Source organism: Acidovorax sp. Root217, assembly GCF_001428645.1.
Classification (GTDB): domain Bacteria; phylum Pseudomonadota; class Gammaproteobacteria; order Burkholderiales; family Burkholderiaceae_C; genus Acidovorax.
Genome location: NZ_LMIH01000012.1, coordinates 286013 through 302426, shown reverse-complemented (window position 1 = coordinate 302426; position 16414 = coordinate 286013). Strand labels below are relative to the sequence as shown.

Below are 16414 nucleotides of genomic sequence, written 5' to 3'. Positions count from 1 at the left end.
CATGCCCATCCACCCCTGAGGAGCCCCACCGCCCATTCCATCCCCGCTTTCATCAACCCTGAAGAAAACAAGAGCCGAGAACGAGAGAGAGACAAAAAACCATGAAGAAGACGACGCAAATTTCCAACCTGTCCCTGGCCGCCTGCGCGGCGCTGCTGGCCGCTGCACCCGCAGCCCAGGCCCAGTCGAGCGTGACCCTGTTCACCCTGGTCGACGTCAACGTCAGCCACTACAGCGCGGGCTCGCGCTCGGGCGCTGGCAGCATGACGGCCATGAACGACGGCACGACCAACGGCCTGAACGGCTCGCGCTGGGGCATCCGCACCGTGGAGGATCTCGGGGGCGGCCTGAAGGCCGGTGTGCTGCTGGAAAACGGCTTCAACGCCGACAACGGCACCTTCGGCCAGGGCGGCCGGGCTTTCGGGCGCCAGGCTTTCGTGTGGCTGTCGTCGTCCACGGTGGGCGAGTTGCGCCTGGGCCGCCAGTACATCCTGGAAGACTCGGTCATGGGCCTGAGCAACCCGTTCACCAACGCCCTGACGCTGAACCCCGGCACGGGCGTGACCAACGCCGGCAAGGCCCTGCCCCTGTGGCTCAACGCCCCGCGTGCCGACAACGTGCTGCAGGTGCAGAGCATCAACTACGGCGGCTTCCAGGCCGCCGCCCAGGTGGCGCCCGGCGAGGGCACGGCCGACCGCTTCTACGGCGTCAAGCTCAGCTACGGCCAGGGCCCGTTCAACAGCGCGCTGTCGTACGAGTGGAACCGCTCGCGCACCACGGGGGACAACGTGAACAAGTCGCTCACGGTGGCGGCCAACTACAACTTCGGCGTGGTCAAGGTGCTGGGCGGCGTGCAGCGCAACCGCGACCTGGCCACCACCTCGGTGAACGGCGCCTTCACGGGCAACAACCTGACCGTGACCGGCACCAATACCTTCGCCATGGACCACAGCGACGGCACCACCATCGGCGTGGAAGTGCCCGTGGGCTCCTTCGTGCTGCTGGGCGCCAACTACACCCGCGTGAAGTATGCCAACGCGGCCGGCCAGAATGACACCCTGGGCAAGGTCGCCGTCGGCGCGCGCTATGCGCTGTCCAAGAACACCTTCCTGTATGCGTCGGCGTCGCAAGCCACCGGCGGACTCAAGGATTTCGTCAGCCAGAAGGGCGTCACGCAGATCGGCGTGCGCACGGCTTTTTAAGGCACGCCAGAATGGACCACCAGCCACCGCGCACCGACCGCTGCACAATGCACTGCCCCGCGCAGGCGCTGTGCAGTGGCCGGGCCTGCGCGGTGCGCCGGCGGCCTGTTCGGCATTGCCATCACTTTCTCACTACCCGCACCACACCATGCATGCAAACCTGATTGGCGGAACCTGGACCGAAGGCGTCCGCGGCTACCGCAACACCAACCCATCGGACACCCGCGATGTGATCGGCGACTACGCCGTGGCCAGCCGCGAGCAGGCGCTGGACGCTGTGGCGGCTGCCCAGGCCGCATTCCCGGCGTGGAGCCTTTCCACGCCCCAGCAGCGCTTTGACGTGCTGGACGCCGTGGGCAACGAGATCATCGCGCGCAAGGCCGAGCTGGGTGACCTGCTGGCCCGCGAGGAAGGCAAGACCCTGCCCGAAGCGATTGGCGAAGTGGGCCGCGCGGCCGCCATCTTCAAGTTCTTTGCCGGCGAGGCACTGCGCCCCGGCGGTGAACTGGTGCCCTCGGTGCGCCCCGGCGTGGGCATCGAGATCACGCGCGAGCCCCTGGGCATCATTGGCATCATCACGCCGTGGAACTTCCCCATCGCCATCCCGGCCTGGAAGATCGCCCCGGCACTGGCCTATGGCAACTGCGTGGTGTTCAAGCCTGCCGAAGTGGTACCCGGCTCCGCCTGGGCGCTGGCCGATATCCTGCACCGCGCGGGCCTGCCGGCCGGCGTGTTCAACCTGGTGATGGGCCGCGGCTCGGACGTCGGCCAGGTGCTGCTCGAAGACGAGCGCATTGCAGGCGTGAGCTTCACCGGATCGGTGGGAACGGGCCAGCGCGTGGCCGCTGCCTGCGTGCCGCGCGGTGCCAAGGTGCAGCTCGAAATGGGTGGCAAGAACCCCTTTGTGGTGCTCGATGACGCCGACCTGAACGTGGCCGTGGGCGCTGCGGTCAACAGCGGCTTCTTCTCCACCGGCCAGCGCTGCACCGCCAGCAGCCGCGTGGTGGTGACCGAGGGCATCCACGACCGCTTCGTGGCAGCCATGGTCGAGAAGATGAAGACCCTGACGGTGGACGACGCGCGCAAGGCCGGCACCGACATCGGCCCCGTGGTGGACGACCGCCAGCTGGCGCAGGACCTGGAGTACATCGGCATCGGCCAGCAGGAAGGCGCCAAGCTCGCCTACGGCGGCGAGGCCCTGGAGAAGAACGCCGATGGCGCGCCCGGCTTCTACCTGCGCCCGGCCCTGTTCACCGAGACCACGCCCGGCATGCGCATCAACCGCGAAGAGATCTTCGGCCCCGTGGTGAGCGTGCAGCGCGTGAAGAACTACGAGGAAGCGCTGGCCCTGGCCAACGACACCCCCTTCGGCCTGGCCAGTGGCATCGCCACCACCAGCCTCAAGCATGCCACGCACTTCAAGCGCCACGCCCAGGCCGGCATGGTGATGGTGAACCTGCCCACCGCCGGTGTGGACTACCACGTGCCATTCGGCGGCCGCAAGAGCAGCAGCTACGGCCCGCGCGAGCAGGGCCGCTATGCCGCCGAGTTCTACACCACGGTGAAGACGGCCTACACGCAAGCGTGATCCAGGCTTGACGCAAAGCAATCGGGCGCCCTGGCGCCCGATTCGCTTTGCGGCGCCGGCAGGCATAATCTCGGCCCATGAACGCCCTTCGAACCCTTGCTGCCCTGCGCCTTCTGGTGCTGGCCTGGTTCGTGGCGTCCATGGGCGTGGCCATGGCCTCGCCGCTGGTGAACCCCCAGGCCATCGAGGTGATCTGCTCGGGCGCCGGCACTATCAAGCTGCTGGTGCAGACCGATGACGGTGCCGTGGAGATGGGCAGCATGGGCATGGACTGCCCGCTGTGCTCCATCGCAGGGGCCCCACCGGCGACTCCCCCGGCCCTGGTTCCCCTGCCCCAGCCGCTGGCGCACGCCGTGCAGCCGGTGGAGGCCGCGCGCATCGCCGCCATCACCGCGGCACCGCTGCCCGCCCGCGGGCCCCCCACTTCTCTCTGATCTGACCGCAACACGCGTGGCCCCTGATCGCCAGGGCTGCGCGGCCTTCCTGTCCGTGATGTCGCGGGCAGTGCGCGCCTGCAGGGCCACCCTGCCCCCCGGCGCCGTGCTGCCTGCCAGAGAGTTGAGCCATGTCCCGTTCCCCTTCGCCTGCTTGCACGCCGGCCTTCTTCGCCCCATCGCCGCTGCATGCGGCCATCTTCGCCCTGGTGCCGCTGTGCGCGGCCGCCCAGGCGCAGCCCGCCCCCACCCTGCAGGCCGTCGAGGTGACAGACGCGGCGCCGCAGCCCAATGGCCGCCTGCAGCTCGACACGCCGGTGGGCACCGGCAGCCGCCTGGGTCTGACGCCGCGCGAGACGCCGGCATCGGTCACCCTGGTGGATCGCGCCACCATCGACGCGCGCGGCGCGCAGGACACGCAGGAGATATTGCGCGCCATCCCCGGCGTCACCGCGCACAACGCCCCTGGCTCCATGGCCGCCAGCTACCGCGGCTTCAGCGGCAACTCGGTGAGCCAGATGTACAACGGCATCACCGTTCAGTACGGCAGCGCCACGCGCGCGGTGGACAGCTGGATCTACGACCGGGTCGAGGCCGTGGGCGGTGCATCGAGCTTCCTCTACGGCTCGGGCGCGGTGGGCGGCTCGCTCAACTACATCACCAAGACACCTGAGCGCAGCAACTTCGGCGAGGCGCAGTTGCGCCTGGGCGCGAACGACCTCAAGGAGGTGTCGGTGGGCCTGAACCGGCGCCTGTCCGGCGATGATGGTGGCGCTGGCGCGGCGAACTTTGCCCGCATCGACCTGAACCACCGCGATGCGGGCAACTGGGTCGAGGGTGTGCACTCGCGTTCCACCCAGTTGGCCGCCTCGCTGCTGACGGACCTGGGCGGCGGCTTCACCCACCTGCTGGCCTACGAGTACCAGAAGGACGACGTGGACCGCCCCTACTGGGGCACGCCTGTGCTCAACCCCAACCTGGGCGCGCTGCGCGTGGACCCGGCCACGCGCTTCAAGAACTACAACAGTGCCGATGGCATCTACCAGCAGCGCGTGCAGTGGCTGCGCTCGGTGGCGCAGTGGCGGGTTTCGGACGCGCTGCAACTGCGCAACACCCTGTATGCCTACGATGCGCTGCGCGACTACCGCAACGTGGAGACCTACCGCTTCAACGCCGCCAACACCCAGGTGGCGCGCACCTCGCCCTTTTTGCAGCGCCACGACCACGAGGTGCTGGGCGACCGCATCGAGGCCACCTGGCAGGGCACGCTGGCCGGCCGCAAGAGCGACTGGGCCTTTGGCCTCGATGCCAGCGTGAACCGGCAGACGCGCTTTCCCAACAGCCTGACCAGCACCGTGAGCACGGTGAACCCCTACCAGTTCACCACCGAGCGCTTCTTCGACATCCCGGGCATGGCGCCAGGCTTCAACCCCGACCGCGACAACAAGACCACCACCACCGCGCTGTACCTGGAAAACCGCACGGCGCTTGCCCCCAGCGTGCACCTCATCACCGGCCTGCGGCACGAGCGCATCGACCTGGACCTGACCAACCGCCGCACCGTCACGGCTGCCAGCCCGGCCAGCTTCAGCCGCAGCTACCACCCCACCACCGGCCGCCTGGGCGTGGTGTGGGACTTCGCGCCCAACGCCAACCTGTATGCCCAGGCATCGACCGCTGCCGACCCGCCATCGGGCTCCTTGGCCACCGCGTCGTTTGCCGACGTCGCCAACAACAGCGCGCTGACCACCGGCCGCCAGGCCGAGGTGGGCAGCAAGTTCGATTTCTGGGACGGCAAGGGCACGGCCACGGCGGCGGCCTTCCAGATCACGCGCAAGAACATTGCCTCGCAAGACCCGAACAACCCCGTGCTGACCGTGCTGGTGGGCGAGCAGTCGGCCCGGGGCATCGAGCTGGCGGTGGGTGTGCGCCCGACCAGCCTGTGGCAGATGCAGGCCAACCTCACCCGGACCCGCGCGCGCTACGAGAGCTATGTGCAGGGCGGCACCTCCCTGGCCGGCAGGACGCCCATCAACACGCCCGAGACGGTGGCCAACCTCTGGGTGTCGTACGCACTCACCCCGGCCCTCACGGCCAGCGCCGGCGTGCGCCATGTGGGCAAGGTCTATGCGGACGCGGCCAACACGCAGTACTGGCCCGCGTACACACTGCTGGACCTGGGCCTGGCGTGGAAGCTGAACCGGTCCACCACGCTCACCGGCCGCATCCGCAACGCCACCGACCGCATCCACGCGGTGGAGTCGCGCAGCACGCAGGTCTACCTGGGCGCCGCGCGCACGGCGGACGTCACCTTGCACGTCGCGTTCTGAGCAGGGGCCAAGCATGCTGCCGCACGCCAAGCGCTGGCTCTACCTCGTGCACCGCTGGGCGGGGGTGGTGCTGTGCGCCTTCTTCGCCATGTGGTTTGTCTCGGGCGTGGTGATGATGTACGTGGGCTACCCCAAGCTCACGGCCACCGAGCGGCTGGAGCACATGGCACCGCTGCGCACGGCCGCCATCGCGCTGGAGCCCGCGCAGGCCCTTCGCGCAGCAGGTATCGACGGCAAGCCCCTGTCGGACCTGCGACTGGCCGTGGCCAGCGGCGGGCGGGCGGTCTACCTGGTGCTGCCGCAGGGCGCACCCAGGCGCGGTCCCGCCACCGTGGTCGATGCCAGCACCGGCCAGGTGCTGCGCAGGGTGGACGCGGCCTGGGCCACGGCATCGGCCCAGGCCTTTGCCGGCACGCCCGGCAGCGCCCCGCGCTACCTGGGCAGCCTGGACGAGGACGCCTTCACCCACTCGCGCGCCCTCGATGCCCACCGCCCCCTGCTCCGCCTGGCACTGGGTGACGCCACGGACACCGAGGTCTACGTCTCAGGCACCACGGGCGAGGTGGTGCGCGACGCCACGCGCACCGAGCGCGGCTGGAACTACGTGGGCGCCTGGATCCACTGGCTCTACCCGTTTCGCGGCAATGCCTTCGATGCCTGGTGGGCCGACATCGTGAACTGGCTGTCCATCGCCGGCATCGTGCTGACTGTCACCGGCACGGTGGTGGGCGTCATGCGCTGGCGCTTCACACGGCGCTACAAGAGCGGCTCGCGCTCGCCCTACCGGGGCTTCATGATGCGCTGGCACCATGTCTCGGGCCTGCTGTTCGCAGCGGTCACGCTGACCTGGATCTTCAGCGGCCTGATGTCCATGAACCCGTGGAAGGTCTTCGACAGCGGCGCCCCGGCCTTGCGCACGCAGGCCATGCACGGCGGCCCACTGCTGCTGCCCGCGCAGCCCGCCAGTGTTCAGGCCCTGCTGGCTGCCGCCTCGCCCAACACCCGGGAGCTGCGCTGGATGCGCACGGCCGGCCACACGCTGGTGCAGGCAGGCAGCCCCACGGGCGCGCCGGTCCTGCTCGATGCCGCCACCGCCCGGCCCCACGCCATGGACCCAGAAGCGCTGCAAGCCGCCGCCGCACGACTGCTGCCCGACCCGGTGGCGCGCACCGAGCTGCTGCACGACTACGACCTGCACTACTACAGCCGCGCCCCGCACACCATGACAGGCGGCGGCGACAAGCCCCTGCCAGTGCTGCGCGTGGTGTTTGCCGATACCCACGCCACCTGGGTGCACATCGACCCGCACACCGGCGCCGTGCTGGACAAGAGCGACACCCACCGCCGCGCCAGCCGCTGGCTGTTCGCCCTGCTGCACAGCTGGGACTGGGGACCGCTGCTGGCGCGACGCCCGCTGTGGGATGGGGTGCTGATCGTGCTGAGCCTGGGCGGGGCGGTGCTGAGCCTCACGGGCGTGGTGGTGGGGTGGCGACGGCTGGTGCGGCCGTGGCGGGGCACAAGGCAGGCCGCCAGGCAGGGTGCAAAATAGTACTGAAACTTTTTGTTTCACAAAGCTACACTGTGCAACACCCGGGTGCTACGCAGCAGCCTTGCCGTTCGTACCCGGGCCCCGCCGTCTTCAACACCAAAAACCACCTGGCAGAGGTCCCCCATGCAATCGATCCGTACCGCGCTCACCGGCGCCCTTCTCGTCCTGGCTGCAGGCACGTCCGCCCTGGCCGCCACCGATTACAACAAGCCCCCTGCAGGCGACGCCCAGTACCGGCAATGCCTGGGCTACGCCGCCAAGCTGTACGAGGGCGGCGACGAAAAGAGCCCCATCAAGGGCCAGACCAAGGCCCAGGCCTGGTGCACCTGCATGTGGAACGAGACGCCTGACGACTTCAAGGGCAACCTCGTGACCTTTGGCGAGACCCGCAAGGGCAAGGAGACGAACAAGCTCTGCGAGAAGCACTCCGACTGGAGCGAGTGAGCAAGCAAGCGCCCCCGCCTGCTTCCCCCCACCCAGCCAGCCGCCCTTCGGGCGGCTTTTTCGTGGGCGGGGTCAGGCGGGCTCGTCTTCCTCGCGCTCGCGCCCCGGCAGCACCAGGTTCAGCACCACCGCCACCAGCGCGCCCACGGTGATGCCCGAGCCGAAGACCTCGCGCACGAAGGCCGGCATGCGCACCAGCAGGTCGGGGCGCACCGTCACAGCCAGGCCGCAGCCCAGCGAGACGGCGATGATCACGCTGTTGCGGCGCGAGGGCGCGCTGCTGGCGAGCATGCGGATGCCGGCCGAGACGATCATCGCGAATATCATCAGGCCCGCACCGCCAAGCACGGGCTGCGGAATCGTCACCACCAGCGCGCCCAGCACCGGGAACAGCCCGGCCAGCAGCAGCATGACGCCCGTGAGCATCACCACGTGACGGCTGGCCACCCCCGTGAGCGAAACCACGCCCACGTTCTGCGCGAAGGTGGACAGCGGCGGGCTGGACATCACCGCCGCAAAAGCCGAGCCCACGCCGTCGCACAGGATGCCGCTGGCCAGGCGTTTGTTGGGGATGGGCGTCTGCGTGGCCGCGCCCAGCGCCATGAAGGTGCCCGTGGTCTCGACGATGGTGACCAGGAAGGCGATGGACATGGCGATGATGCCCGCGACCGGAAAGGCCATGCCAAAGTGCAGCGGCTGCGGGATGGAGAACACTGGCGCCTCGCGCACCTGGGTGAAGTCGATGAGCCCCAGCGCCAGGCACAGCACATAGCCGCTGGCAATGCCCAGCACCACGGCGCTGGCCGAGACGATGCCCTTGCCCCACTGCACGAAGGCTATGACCAGTGCGAGCACGAAGCCGGCAATCGCCAGGTAGCCCACGGCGCCATAGTCGCTGGCGCCCACGCCGCCGGCCGCCCAGTCCACCGCCACGGGCGTGAGCGACAGGCCGATCATGGTCACGACCACGCTGGTCACGGTGTGCGGAAAGAAGCGCCGTATCAACGGCATGAAGAAGCTGCCCACGATCATCACCAGCGAGCCCACGAGCGAGGACCCCAGGATGCCGGCCACGCCATGCTCCAGCCCGACGCTGATGCCGGCCCCGACGAAGGCGAAGCTGGTGCCCATGACGCAGGGCAGGCGTATGCCCACCGGCCCCACGCCCCGGCACTGGATAATGGTGACGATGCCCGAGCCCAGCAGCGCGGCATTCACCAGGGCCACGACCTGATCGACCGGCAGCTTGAGCGCGCCGCCCACCACCAGCGGCACGGCGATGATGCCGCCCAGTGCTGCCAGCAGGTGCTGCAGCGACAGCAGCACCGCCGTGGCCAGCATCGGTGGACGGTCTTCCACCTTGTAAAGCAGTTGTTCCATTGTCTTGTCTCCTTGTCCGTTGGCCTTTGCAAAGGCACTTGTCGTCATGTGAAGGAATGCGATGGCGGGTAGGAATGGCGGGTCGGCGCTCCTTGCGTGCGGTGATGGACGGCCAGCGCCCAGGCCAGCCCCCGAAGAGGCAGCCTGGTGGTGGATGAAGGGGATCAGTGGCCGGCTGCAGCCTGCTCGAACAGCGTCTTTGCCAGGGCGTTGTGCCGCCCCAGCACCACGGGCAGGTCAGCCGTGAGCAGGCGGCCGCCTTCGATCACCACGCGGCCGTTGATGACGCTGGTGTCGGCATTGGCTGGCGTGCAGAACACCAGCGCCGCCACCGGGTCGTGGCCCGCACCCGCAAAGCCCACGGCGGACATGTCGAAGGCCACGAAGTCGGCCGACATGCCGGGCGCCAGCGCGCCGATGTCGTCGCGGTTGAGCACGCGCGCGCCGCCCAGGGTGGCGATCTCCAGCGCCTCGCGCGCGCCCATGGCGGCCGGGCCGTGGCCCACGCGCTGCAGCAGCAGGGCCTGGCGCGCCTCACCGAGCATATGGGCGCCGTCGTTCGACGCGCTGCCGTCCACCCCCAGGCCCACGGGCACACCCGCATCGCGCATGCTGCGCACGGGCGCAATGCCCGAGGCCAGGCGCATGTTGGAGCAAGGGCAGTGGGCCACGCCTGTGCCGGTGTGCGCGAACAGGGCAATGCCCTCGGGGTCGAGCTTCACGCAGTGCGCGTGCCACACGTCGCGGCCGACCCAGCCCAGGCTCTCGGCGTACTGTGCGGGCGTGAGGCCGAACTGCTCGCGCGAGAAGGCCACGTCGTTGTCGTTCTCGGCCAGGTGGGTGTGCAGCGACACGCCGTGCGCGCGAGCCAGCAAGGCCGATTCGCGCATCAGCTCGCGCGTCACCGAGAACGGCGAGCACGGCGCCAGCACCACGCGCAGCATGGCGTGGCGCGAGGCGTCGTGGTACTGCTGTATCAAGCGCAGGCTGTCGCGCAGGATGGTCTCTTCCTCCTCCACCACCGCATCGGGCGGCAGGCCGCCCTTGCTGCGGCCCAGGCTCATGGAGCCACGCGCGGCGTGAAAGCGCATGCCCATCTGCTGCGCGGCGGCGATGGCATCGTCCAGCCGCGCGCCGTTGGGGTACAGGTACAGGTGGTCGCTGGTGGTGGTGCAGCCCGAGAGCATGAGCTCGGCCATGGCGGTCTGGGTGGAGACATGCACCATCTCGGGCGTGAGGTGCGACCACAGCATGTAGAGGTTGGTGAGCCACGAGAACAGCTCCGCATCCTGCGCCGCAGGCACGGCGCGCGTGAGGCTCTGGTACATGTGGTGGTGGGTGTTGACCAGGCCGGGCAGCACCACGCGCCCGCGCATGTCGAGCACCCGGGCCGCGCCCTCGTCCGCCATGCGGCGGTACTGCAGCGGCAGTTCGGCCGTGGGGCCCACCCACTGCACGGCGGGGCCATCGGCCACCAGGGCGCCATCGGGGATCTCGCGGCGCTGCGCGTCCATGGTGACGAGGACATCGGCGTTCAGGGCTATCAGGGTAGTCATGGGGCTTCTCGTTCTTCGCTAATCGATGACGCCAGTCTAGGAACGGCAGTGCATCTGCGATAGCGCCGAATTGCGCCTGGGGTGTCCACAAAATGTGGACACATGAACCTGCGGGTTCAGCGTGCGGTGGCAAAGAGCCGCGCCAGCGCGTCGCCGATGTTGGCCGCCATGAGCTCGGCCGCGGCGCTCAGTTGCCCCTTGGCGCGCGCCGCCAGCACCAGGGTCTGGCGCGCGAGGTGGGCGTCGCGCAGCGGCACGAAGACCAGGGCATTGCGGGCGCGCTCTTCCATCACGTCCAGCGGGTTGAGCAGGGCGATGCCCTCGCCCAGCGCCACCAGGCGCAGGATCAGTGCCATCGAGGTCGATTCGGCCACGGGCGTGACCTTGATGGCATTGCGCTCGAAGGCCTCATCGAGCAGCGTGCGGATGGTCAGCTGCGGCGCGGGCAGGATCAGCGCATGGCCGATGCAGTCGCTGAGCAGCACCGAGGCCATGCGCGCCAGCGCATGTTTGGGCGGCACCACGGCACCGATGGGCCATTCGCTGGCCGACAGGGTGCGCAGGGCGGCTTTCAGCGACAGGTCGTAGCCCAGCCCCAGCTCGGCATCGCCGCGCTCCACGGCGGCCGGTATCTCGACAATCGGCAGGTCGATGATGCGCACCGCGATGCCCGGGTAGCGCTGGCGAAAATCGTGCACCAGCGAGGGCAGCAGCGAGCCCGCCAGGCCCGCCGTGGTGGCCACGGTGATCTCGCCCCGGCGCTCGTCCTTGAACTCCGCAATGCGCTCGCGCAGCGCCGCATGCTCACGCAGCGTGCTGCGCACATGGGCCAGCACCATCTCGCCCAGCGGCGTCAGGCGCAGCCGGTTGTGGATGCGGTCGAACAGCGGCGCACCGAGCTCGGCCTCCAGGTCGAGGATCTGGCGGTTGACCGCCGTGGGCGCCACGTGCAGGTGCTCGGCCGCCTTGCGGATGGAACCGCGGCGGACCACTTCGTCGAGGTAGCGAAGAACTCGAGCGTGCATGGCGCGCAGGTTACCCGGTTTGCCGGGCGATGCTGCGTCCGGCACGGCTTCAAGCGGCTCACAAAACTCAGCGAAGCGGTTCTGGCTAGGCGTCGCGTCGCAGGCAGTACGGGTAGTACGACAAGACTCGGCAACGACGCCAGAAGAGTTTTTTGAGCCGCGCTCAGCGCTTGGCGGAGCGCAAGGTGCGGCTGAGCAATATCACCGGCACCAGCCCCACCGCTACCAGGGCCAGCGAGGGCAGTGCGGCCTCGCCCAGGCGCTCGTCACGGGCCAACTGGTAGGCCACCACGGCCAGGGTGTCGCTGTTGAACGGGCGCAGCACCATGGTGGCGGGCAGCTCCTTCATCACGTCCACGAAGACCAGCAGCGCCGCGGCGGCGGTGGAGCGCTTGAGCAGCGGCCAGTGCACGCGCGCCAGCAGGCCGGCGCTGCCGGTGCCCAGCATGCGCGCCGAGTCGTCGAGGCTTTGAGGAATGCGCGCGTAGCCACTTTGCATGGACTGCAGCGCCACGGCGCAAAAGCGCACCAGGTAGGCCCAGACGATGCCCACGGCCGTGGCCGTGACCAATGCACCCACGCCCCACTGTGGCACGGCCGCCTGCAGCCAGCCCACGGGCAGCAGCAGGCCGACCACGATGACGGCGCCGGGCACGGCGTAGCCCAGGCTCACCAGTTGCACCACGCCCCGGGTCACGGCATCGGCGCTACGGCGCACGGCAAATGCCAGGGACAAGGCCACCACCACAGCCAGCGCGGCGGTGATGCCGCCCAGCCGCACGCTGTTCCAGGCCCACTCGATAAAGCGCCCCCAGGGCAGCACCGACCAGTCGGCCGCCAACGGCCGCAGCATGAAGACCACGGGCGCGACAAAGCCCATGAGCACCGGCAGGCCGCACACGGCCCAGGCCAGCACCCGGCGCCCGCCGCGCAGCACCAGGGGCTGGGCCTCGGCCGAGCCGGCGCGGCCCAGGCCGCCCGCAAAACGCATGCGCTTTTGCGCCCGCTGCTCCAGGTGCAGCAGGGCCATCACCACCACCAGCAGCATGGTGGCCAGTTGGGCGGCGGCCAGCCGGTTGTCCATGGACAGCCAGGCCTTGTAGATGCCGGTGGTGAAGGTCTGGATGCCGAAGTAGCTGGCCACGCCGAAGTCGGCCAGCGTCTCCATCAGCACCAGGGCCACGCCGGCGGCCACGGCCGGGCGCGCCAGCGGCAAGGCCACGGCGCGGATGCGCCGGGGCAGCGGTGCACCGAGCAGGCGCGCGGCCTCCATCAGGTGGGCGGCGCGCTCGCCCAGCGCCGTGCGGGCCAGCAGGTAGACATAGGGGTAGAGCGAGAAGATGAACACCCACACCGCGCCGCCCAGGCTGCGCACCTCGGGCAGCAGCCGGCCTTCGAGCCCGAAGGTGGCGCGCAACCCCACCTGCAGCGGGCCGCTGAACTGCAGGAAGTCGGTGTACGCATAGGCCGTGACGTAGGCCGGCATGGCCAGGGGCAGCAGCAGCAGCCACTCGAAGGTGCGCCGGCCCGGAAAATCGAACAGCGTCACGGCCGCCGCAGCCCCCGTGCCCACGGTGGCCGCGCCCAGCGCCACCAGCACGCTCAGCCACAGCGTGGTCCACACATAGCCGGGCAGCACGGTGGCAGCCATCTCGCGCAGGATGGGGCCGGCCAGTGCGTCGGTCTGCCCGAACGGCAGCCACGAGGCCAGCACCGCCAGCACGGGCAGGACCAGGATGCCGGCGAGCAGGACCAGGGGAAGGGTGTGGAGGAAGCGAAACGGTGTGCGGCGCAAGGCAAAAGGACTCGGCAAAGGGGTCAGGGCATGCCAGCCCCGCGCCCGGGGCAGCAGGGAAGTTCGGAAATGCAAATGCGAATTTTAAGCATTCGAGCCCATCCACCTAAAATGGGGCCATGTTCCTAGAGGTCTCCCAACTTGAAGTGCGCTATGCCGGCCGCCCCCGCGCGGCGGTGCAGAACGTGTCCCTGGGCCTGCGCGCGGGCGATATCGGCGTGCTGATCGGCCCCTCGGGGTGCGGCAAGACGACTTTGCTGCGCGCCGTGGCGGGGCTCGAACCTGTCTTTGGCGGGCAGATCAGCCTGACGCAGAAGGTGGTCAGCAGCGCCAGCGTGAGCGTGCCGCCCGAGCAGCGGCGCATCGGCATGGTGTTCCAGGACTATGCGCTGTTTCCGCACCTGTCGGTGGGGCGCAACGTGGCCTTCGGCATCCACCACCTGCCGCGCGCCGAGCAGGCGGCGCGCGTGGCCGAGGTACTCACCCTGGTGGGGCTCGAAGGCAGCGAGCAGCGCTTTCCGCATGAATTATCGGGCGGGCAGCAGCAGCGCGTGGCGCTGGCGCGCGCGCTGGCGCCGCGCCCGCAGCTGATGCTGCTGGACGAGCCGTTCTCGAACCTCGACGTGGACCTGCGCGAGCGCCTGGCGCACGAGGTGCGCGGCATCCTCAAGGCGGCGGGTGCCACGGCCCTGTTCGTCACGCACGACCAGTTGGAGGCCTTTGCCATTGGCGACGTGATCGGCGTCATGCACGAAGGCCGGCTGCACCAGTGGGACGATGCCTACACCCTGTACCACCGCCCGGCCACGCGCTTCGTGGCGGACTTCATCGGCCATGGCGTGTTCGCCCCCGCCACCCTGGTGCAGCGCGGCGACAACGTGGTGGCGCAGACGCCGGTGGGCGAGCTCACCGACCTGGCCGAATGCCCCCTGCCCGCCAGCTACCCCGGCGGCGAATGCGATGTGCTGCTGCGCGCCGATGACATCGTGCACGACGACGCATCCCCGGTGCAGGCGCAGATCGTGCGCAAGTCGTTCCGCGGCTCGGAGTTCCTGTACACCCTGCGCCTGGCCAGCGGCCAGAGCGTGCTGGCGCATGTGCCCAGCCACCACGACCATGCCGTGGGCGAGTGGATCGGCATACGCGCCGAAGCCGACCATGTGGTGACCTTTCCCCGCGAGGCCGAGGCCGGCACGGCCTGATAGGGGTTCGCAGGAGCAGGCGCCCCTTCACGCAAGCGTCACGGCGCCGTCATGCAAGGCGGCAAGAATCGGTGGCAATTCGCAGCATCACCGGTTCTTCCTGCATGTCATTTCTCGCCAGTCGCCTGGCCGCTGGCGCCTTCGTCCAGACGGCACGGCCCTTTTCCCTTGTGGACCCAGCCGGAGCCGGCGCATGAACGGCCCCGATTTCGAACGCTTTCAGGCCAACGCGCAGGACTGCGGCGTGTTGTTCTACTACGCCGGTGAGTTCACGCCTGCCGTGGTGGCCGCAGCGGCCGACTCGCTCAAGCAGCGGCTGGCCACCGAGGATGCCTCTGGGCCGGCCAAGCGCAAGCTGTTCTCCACCTTCGTGGAGATGGCGCACAACATCCTGCACTATGCGGTGCCGCCCGACGACGACGCGCAGACAACGGCAGCGGCTGATGTGCCCGCAGCGCCCGCCCCCAAGGGCGCCATCGGCGTGGGCAAGGACCTGCCTGCCGCCGCGCTGGAGGGCGATGGACCACCCCAGTACTGGATCGTCTGCAGCAACGCCGTGGACATCGCCCACGTGCCCCGGCTTACCGACAAGCTCGACGCCCTGCGCGCCATGAGCCTGGAGGAGATCAAGCAAAGCTACCGGGAGCAACTGCGCAACCCCGACCACAACGCCACCGACACGCTGAGCAAGGGCGCCGGCCTGGGCCTGCTGACCATTGCGCGCGATGCCAGTGCGCCGCTGGAATACAGCTTTGCGCCCAGCCCCGATACCGAAGGCCGCACGGCGCTGTTCCACGTCAAAGCACGGATTTGAGCGCGTCCGGCACGTCCTAATCGAGAAACCGCCCCGCGTGTTCGGGCGCGGGGAGCATGCAGGTCTCCGACCGCCCCCAGATGCGATAACGGTTGCGTGCCACCAGCCGGTACAGCGCATCGCGCAGCGGTGCCGGCACCAACCAGCCCACCCAGGCCAGCCGCCAGGGCCAGCCCAGCGCGTGCAGGATGCGCAGGATGGCGGCGGTGTGCTGCCAGGTGCGGCCACCGTCTTCCTTGTCCTCCACCACCAGCAGCGTCTGCAGGCCATCGACCTGAAGGCCCGCCTCGTGCAGCAGGCGCAGGCCCTCTTGCCCCTGGATGGAGGCAAAGCGGATGCGGCCCGCGCGGTCATGGCGCAACAGAAACTGCACCCAGCCATTGCACAACAGGCACTTGGCGTCGAAGACGACAATCATGGTGTCCGCGCGTCCAAGACGACGATCATGCGCACTTGGCGTCGGCAGGCACCTGCAGATGCCCCCGGTAGGCCACCACCCGGCCGATCCAGGGCACGGTGGCCTGCACGTCGAAGTGCAGTTGGTCATCGCCCTGCCCCGTCTCGCGCGCCACGATGGCGGGCTGCAGCCAGCGCGGGCAGGGGATGCCCAGAAAACGCATGCGCACCAGGCGCATCTCCAGCCGGCCGCCCTCGACCGCCGTGAGGCCAAAAAGCAGCCGCGCCGCACCCATGTGCTCCTCGACAAAGCCCGGCGCCTCGCGCAGGGTGGAGCGCATGGTGCGGGTGGGGAAGATGCGCGTCCAGACCTCGGCACCCGGCGTGGCATCGAGCTCGAAGCGGATGGCGCCCTGCCCCGCCTGCTGCGGCGCTCCAAGCCCCCAGGCCAGCACGCGGCCCAGCAGGGACGCGGGGGCCTGCACCTGCACCTGCCCATGCAGCACCTGCGCCCCCGCCAGGCGGTGAAAACGCGCCACTGGGGACGACAGCCGATCGAAGTCCACCCCCATCACGCGCTGGTACAGCGTGGCGGGTGTGGCAGCAGGGGATGCGGTGGAGGTCATGGAGCGGTGCGTCAGGGAGAGATGGGCAAAAGCCAGCATGCGGCCAGTCTACCCGGGCCGTTGCAGCAGGCAA

The 16414-nt window shown here is 69.4% G+C and carries 14 protein-coding genes; 8 read left to right on the top strand and 6 right to left on the bottom strand.

Annotated elements, in window-relative coordinates; genetic code table 11:
- Positions 1-101: 101 nt before the first annotated feature.
- The 6 genes from ASE31_RS11495 to ASE31_RS11470 all read left to right on the top strand — a co-directional run bounded on the left by ASE31_RS11495 (position 102) and on the right by ASE31_RS11470 (position 7547).
- Positions 102-1202 carry a porin gene (locus ASE31_RS11495; protein ID WP_057201771.1) on the top strand — a complete coding sequence of 367 codons (1101 nt, stop codon included), beginning with the start codon at positions 102-104 and terminating at the stop codon, positions 1200-1202.
- Between the two features lie 148 nt (positions 1203-1350).
- Positions 1351-2790: an aldehyde dehydrogenase family protein gene (locus tag ASE31_RS11490; protein WP_057201770.1), complete on the top strand. Its 1440-nt coding sequence runs from the start codon at positions 1351-1353 to the stop codon at positions 2788-2790.
- Positions 2791-2867: 77 nt separating this feature from the next.
- Entirely contained in the window at positions 2868-3224 is a 357-nt protein-coding gene (locus ASE31_RS11485; protein WP_057201769.1) for a DUF2946 family protein, read from the top strand.
- 131 nt (positions 3225-3355) lie between these two features.
- On the top strand, positions 3356-5554 hold the full coding sequence (locus ASE31_RS11480; RefSeq protein ID WP_057201768.1) for a TonB-dependent siderophore receptor: 2199 nt from the start codon (positions 3356-3358) through the stop codon (positions 5552-5554).
- Between the two features lie 13 nt (positions 5555-5567).
- On the top strand, positions 5568-7103 hold the full coding sequence (locus tag ASE31_RS11475) for a PepSY-associated TM helix domain-containing protein (protein WP_057201767.1): 1536 nt from the start codon (positions 5568-5570) through the stop codon (positions 7101-7103).
- A gap of 123 nt (positions 7104-7226) precedes the next feature.
- Positions 7227-7547, top strand: coding sequence for a hypothetical protein (locus ASE31_RS11470; protein ID WP_057201766.1), 321 nt, complete (start codon positions 7227-7229; stop codon positions 7545-7547).
- A 72-nt stretch (positions 7548-7619) separates the two neighbouring features.
- Here ASE31_RS11470 and ASE31_RS11465 read toward each other — a convergent pair whose 3' ends face one another.
- The 4 genes from ASE31_RS11465 to ASE31_RS11450 all read right to left on the bottom strand — a co-directional run bounded on the left by ASE31_RS11465 (position 7620) and on the right by ASE31_RS11450 (position 13303).
- Entirely contained in the window at positions 7620-8927 is a 1308-nt protein-coding gene (locus ASE31_RS11465) for a nucleobase:cation symporter-2 family protein (protein ID WP_057201765.1), read from the bottom strand.
- Positions 8928-9091: 164 nt separating this feature from the next.
- Positions 9092-10483: an 8-oxoguanine deaminase gene (locus ASE31_RS11460; protein WP_057201764.1), complete on the bottom strand. Its 1392-nt coding sequence runs from the start codon at positions 10481-10483 to the stop codon at positions 9092-9094.
- Between the two features lie 116 nt (positions 10484-10599).
- Positions 10600-11508, bottom strand: coding sequence for a LysR family transcriptional regulator (locus tag ASE31_RS11455; protein ID WP_057202486.1), 909 nt, complete (start codon positions 11506-11508; stop codon positions 10600-10602).
- 163 nt (positions 11509-11671) lie between these two features.
- Positions 11672-13303 (bottom strand): iron ABC transporter permease, encoded by a 1632-nt coding sequence (locus tag ASE31_RS11450; RefSeq protein WP_057201763.1) that lies wholly within the window; start codon positions 13301-13303, stop codon positions 11672-11674.
- Positions 13304-13422: 119 nt separating this feature from the next.
- On the opposite strand from ASE31_RS11450, the gene ASE31_RS11445 reads away from it, so the two are divergent.
- Both ASE31_RS11445 and ASE31_RS11440 read left to right on the top strand, forming a co-directional pair.
- Complete coding sequence (locus ASE31_RS11445) at positions 13423-14505, top strand: ABC transporter ATP-binding protein (protein ID WP_057201762.1); 1083 nt, start codon at positions 13423-13425, stop codon at positions 14503-14505.
- Positions 14506-14698: 193 nt separating this feature from the next.
- Positions 14699-15319 (top strand): DUF6272 family protein, encoded by a 621-nt coding sequence (locus ASE31_RS11440; RefSeq protein WP_057201761.1) that lies wholly within the window; start codon positions 14699-14701, stop codon positions 15317-15319.
- 16 nt (positions 15320-15335) lie between these two features.
- Here the strand turns inward: ASE31_RS11440 and ASE31_RS11435 are convergent, their stop codons facing one another.
- Complete coding sequence (locus tag ASE31_RS11435; RefSeq protein ID WP_057201760.1) at positions 15336-15737, bottom strand: thiol-disulfide oxidoreductase DCC family protein; 402 nt, start codon at positions 15735-15737, stop codon at positions 15336-15338.
- Positions 15738-15762: 25 nt separating this feature from the next.
- The gene (locus ASE31_RS11430; protein ID WP_057202484.1) at positions 15763-16341 is read right to left on the bottom strand and encodes a DUF4166 domain-containing protein; all 579 of its coding nucleotides are present in this window, start codon (positions 16339-16341) and stop codon (positions 15763-15765) included.
- Between the last annotated feature and the right edge of the window lie 73 nt (positions 16342-16414).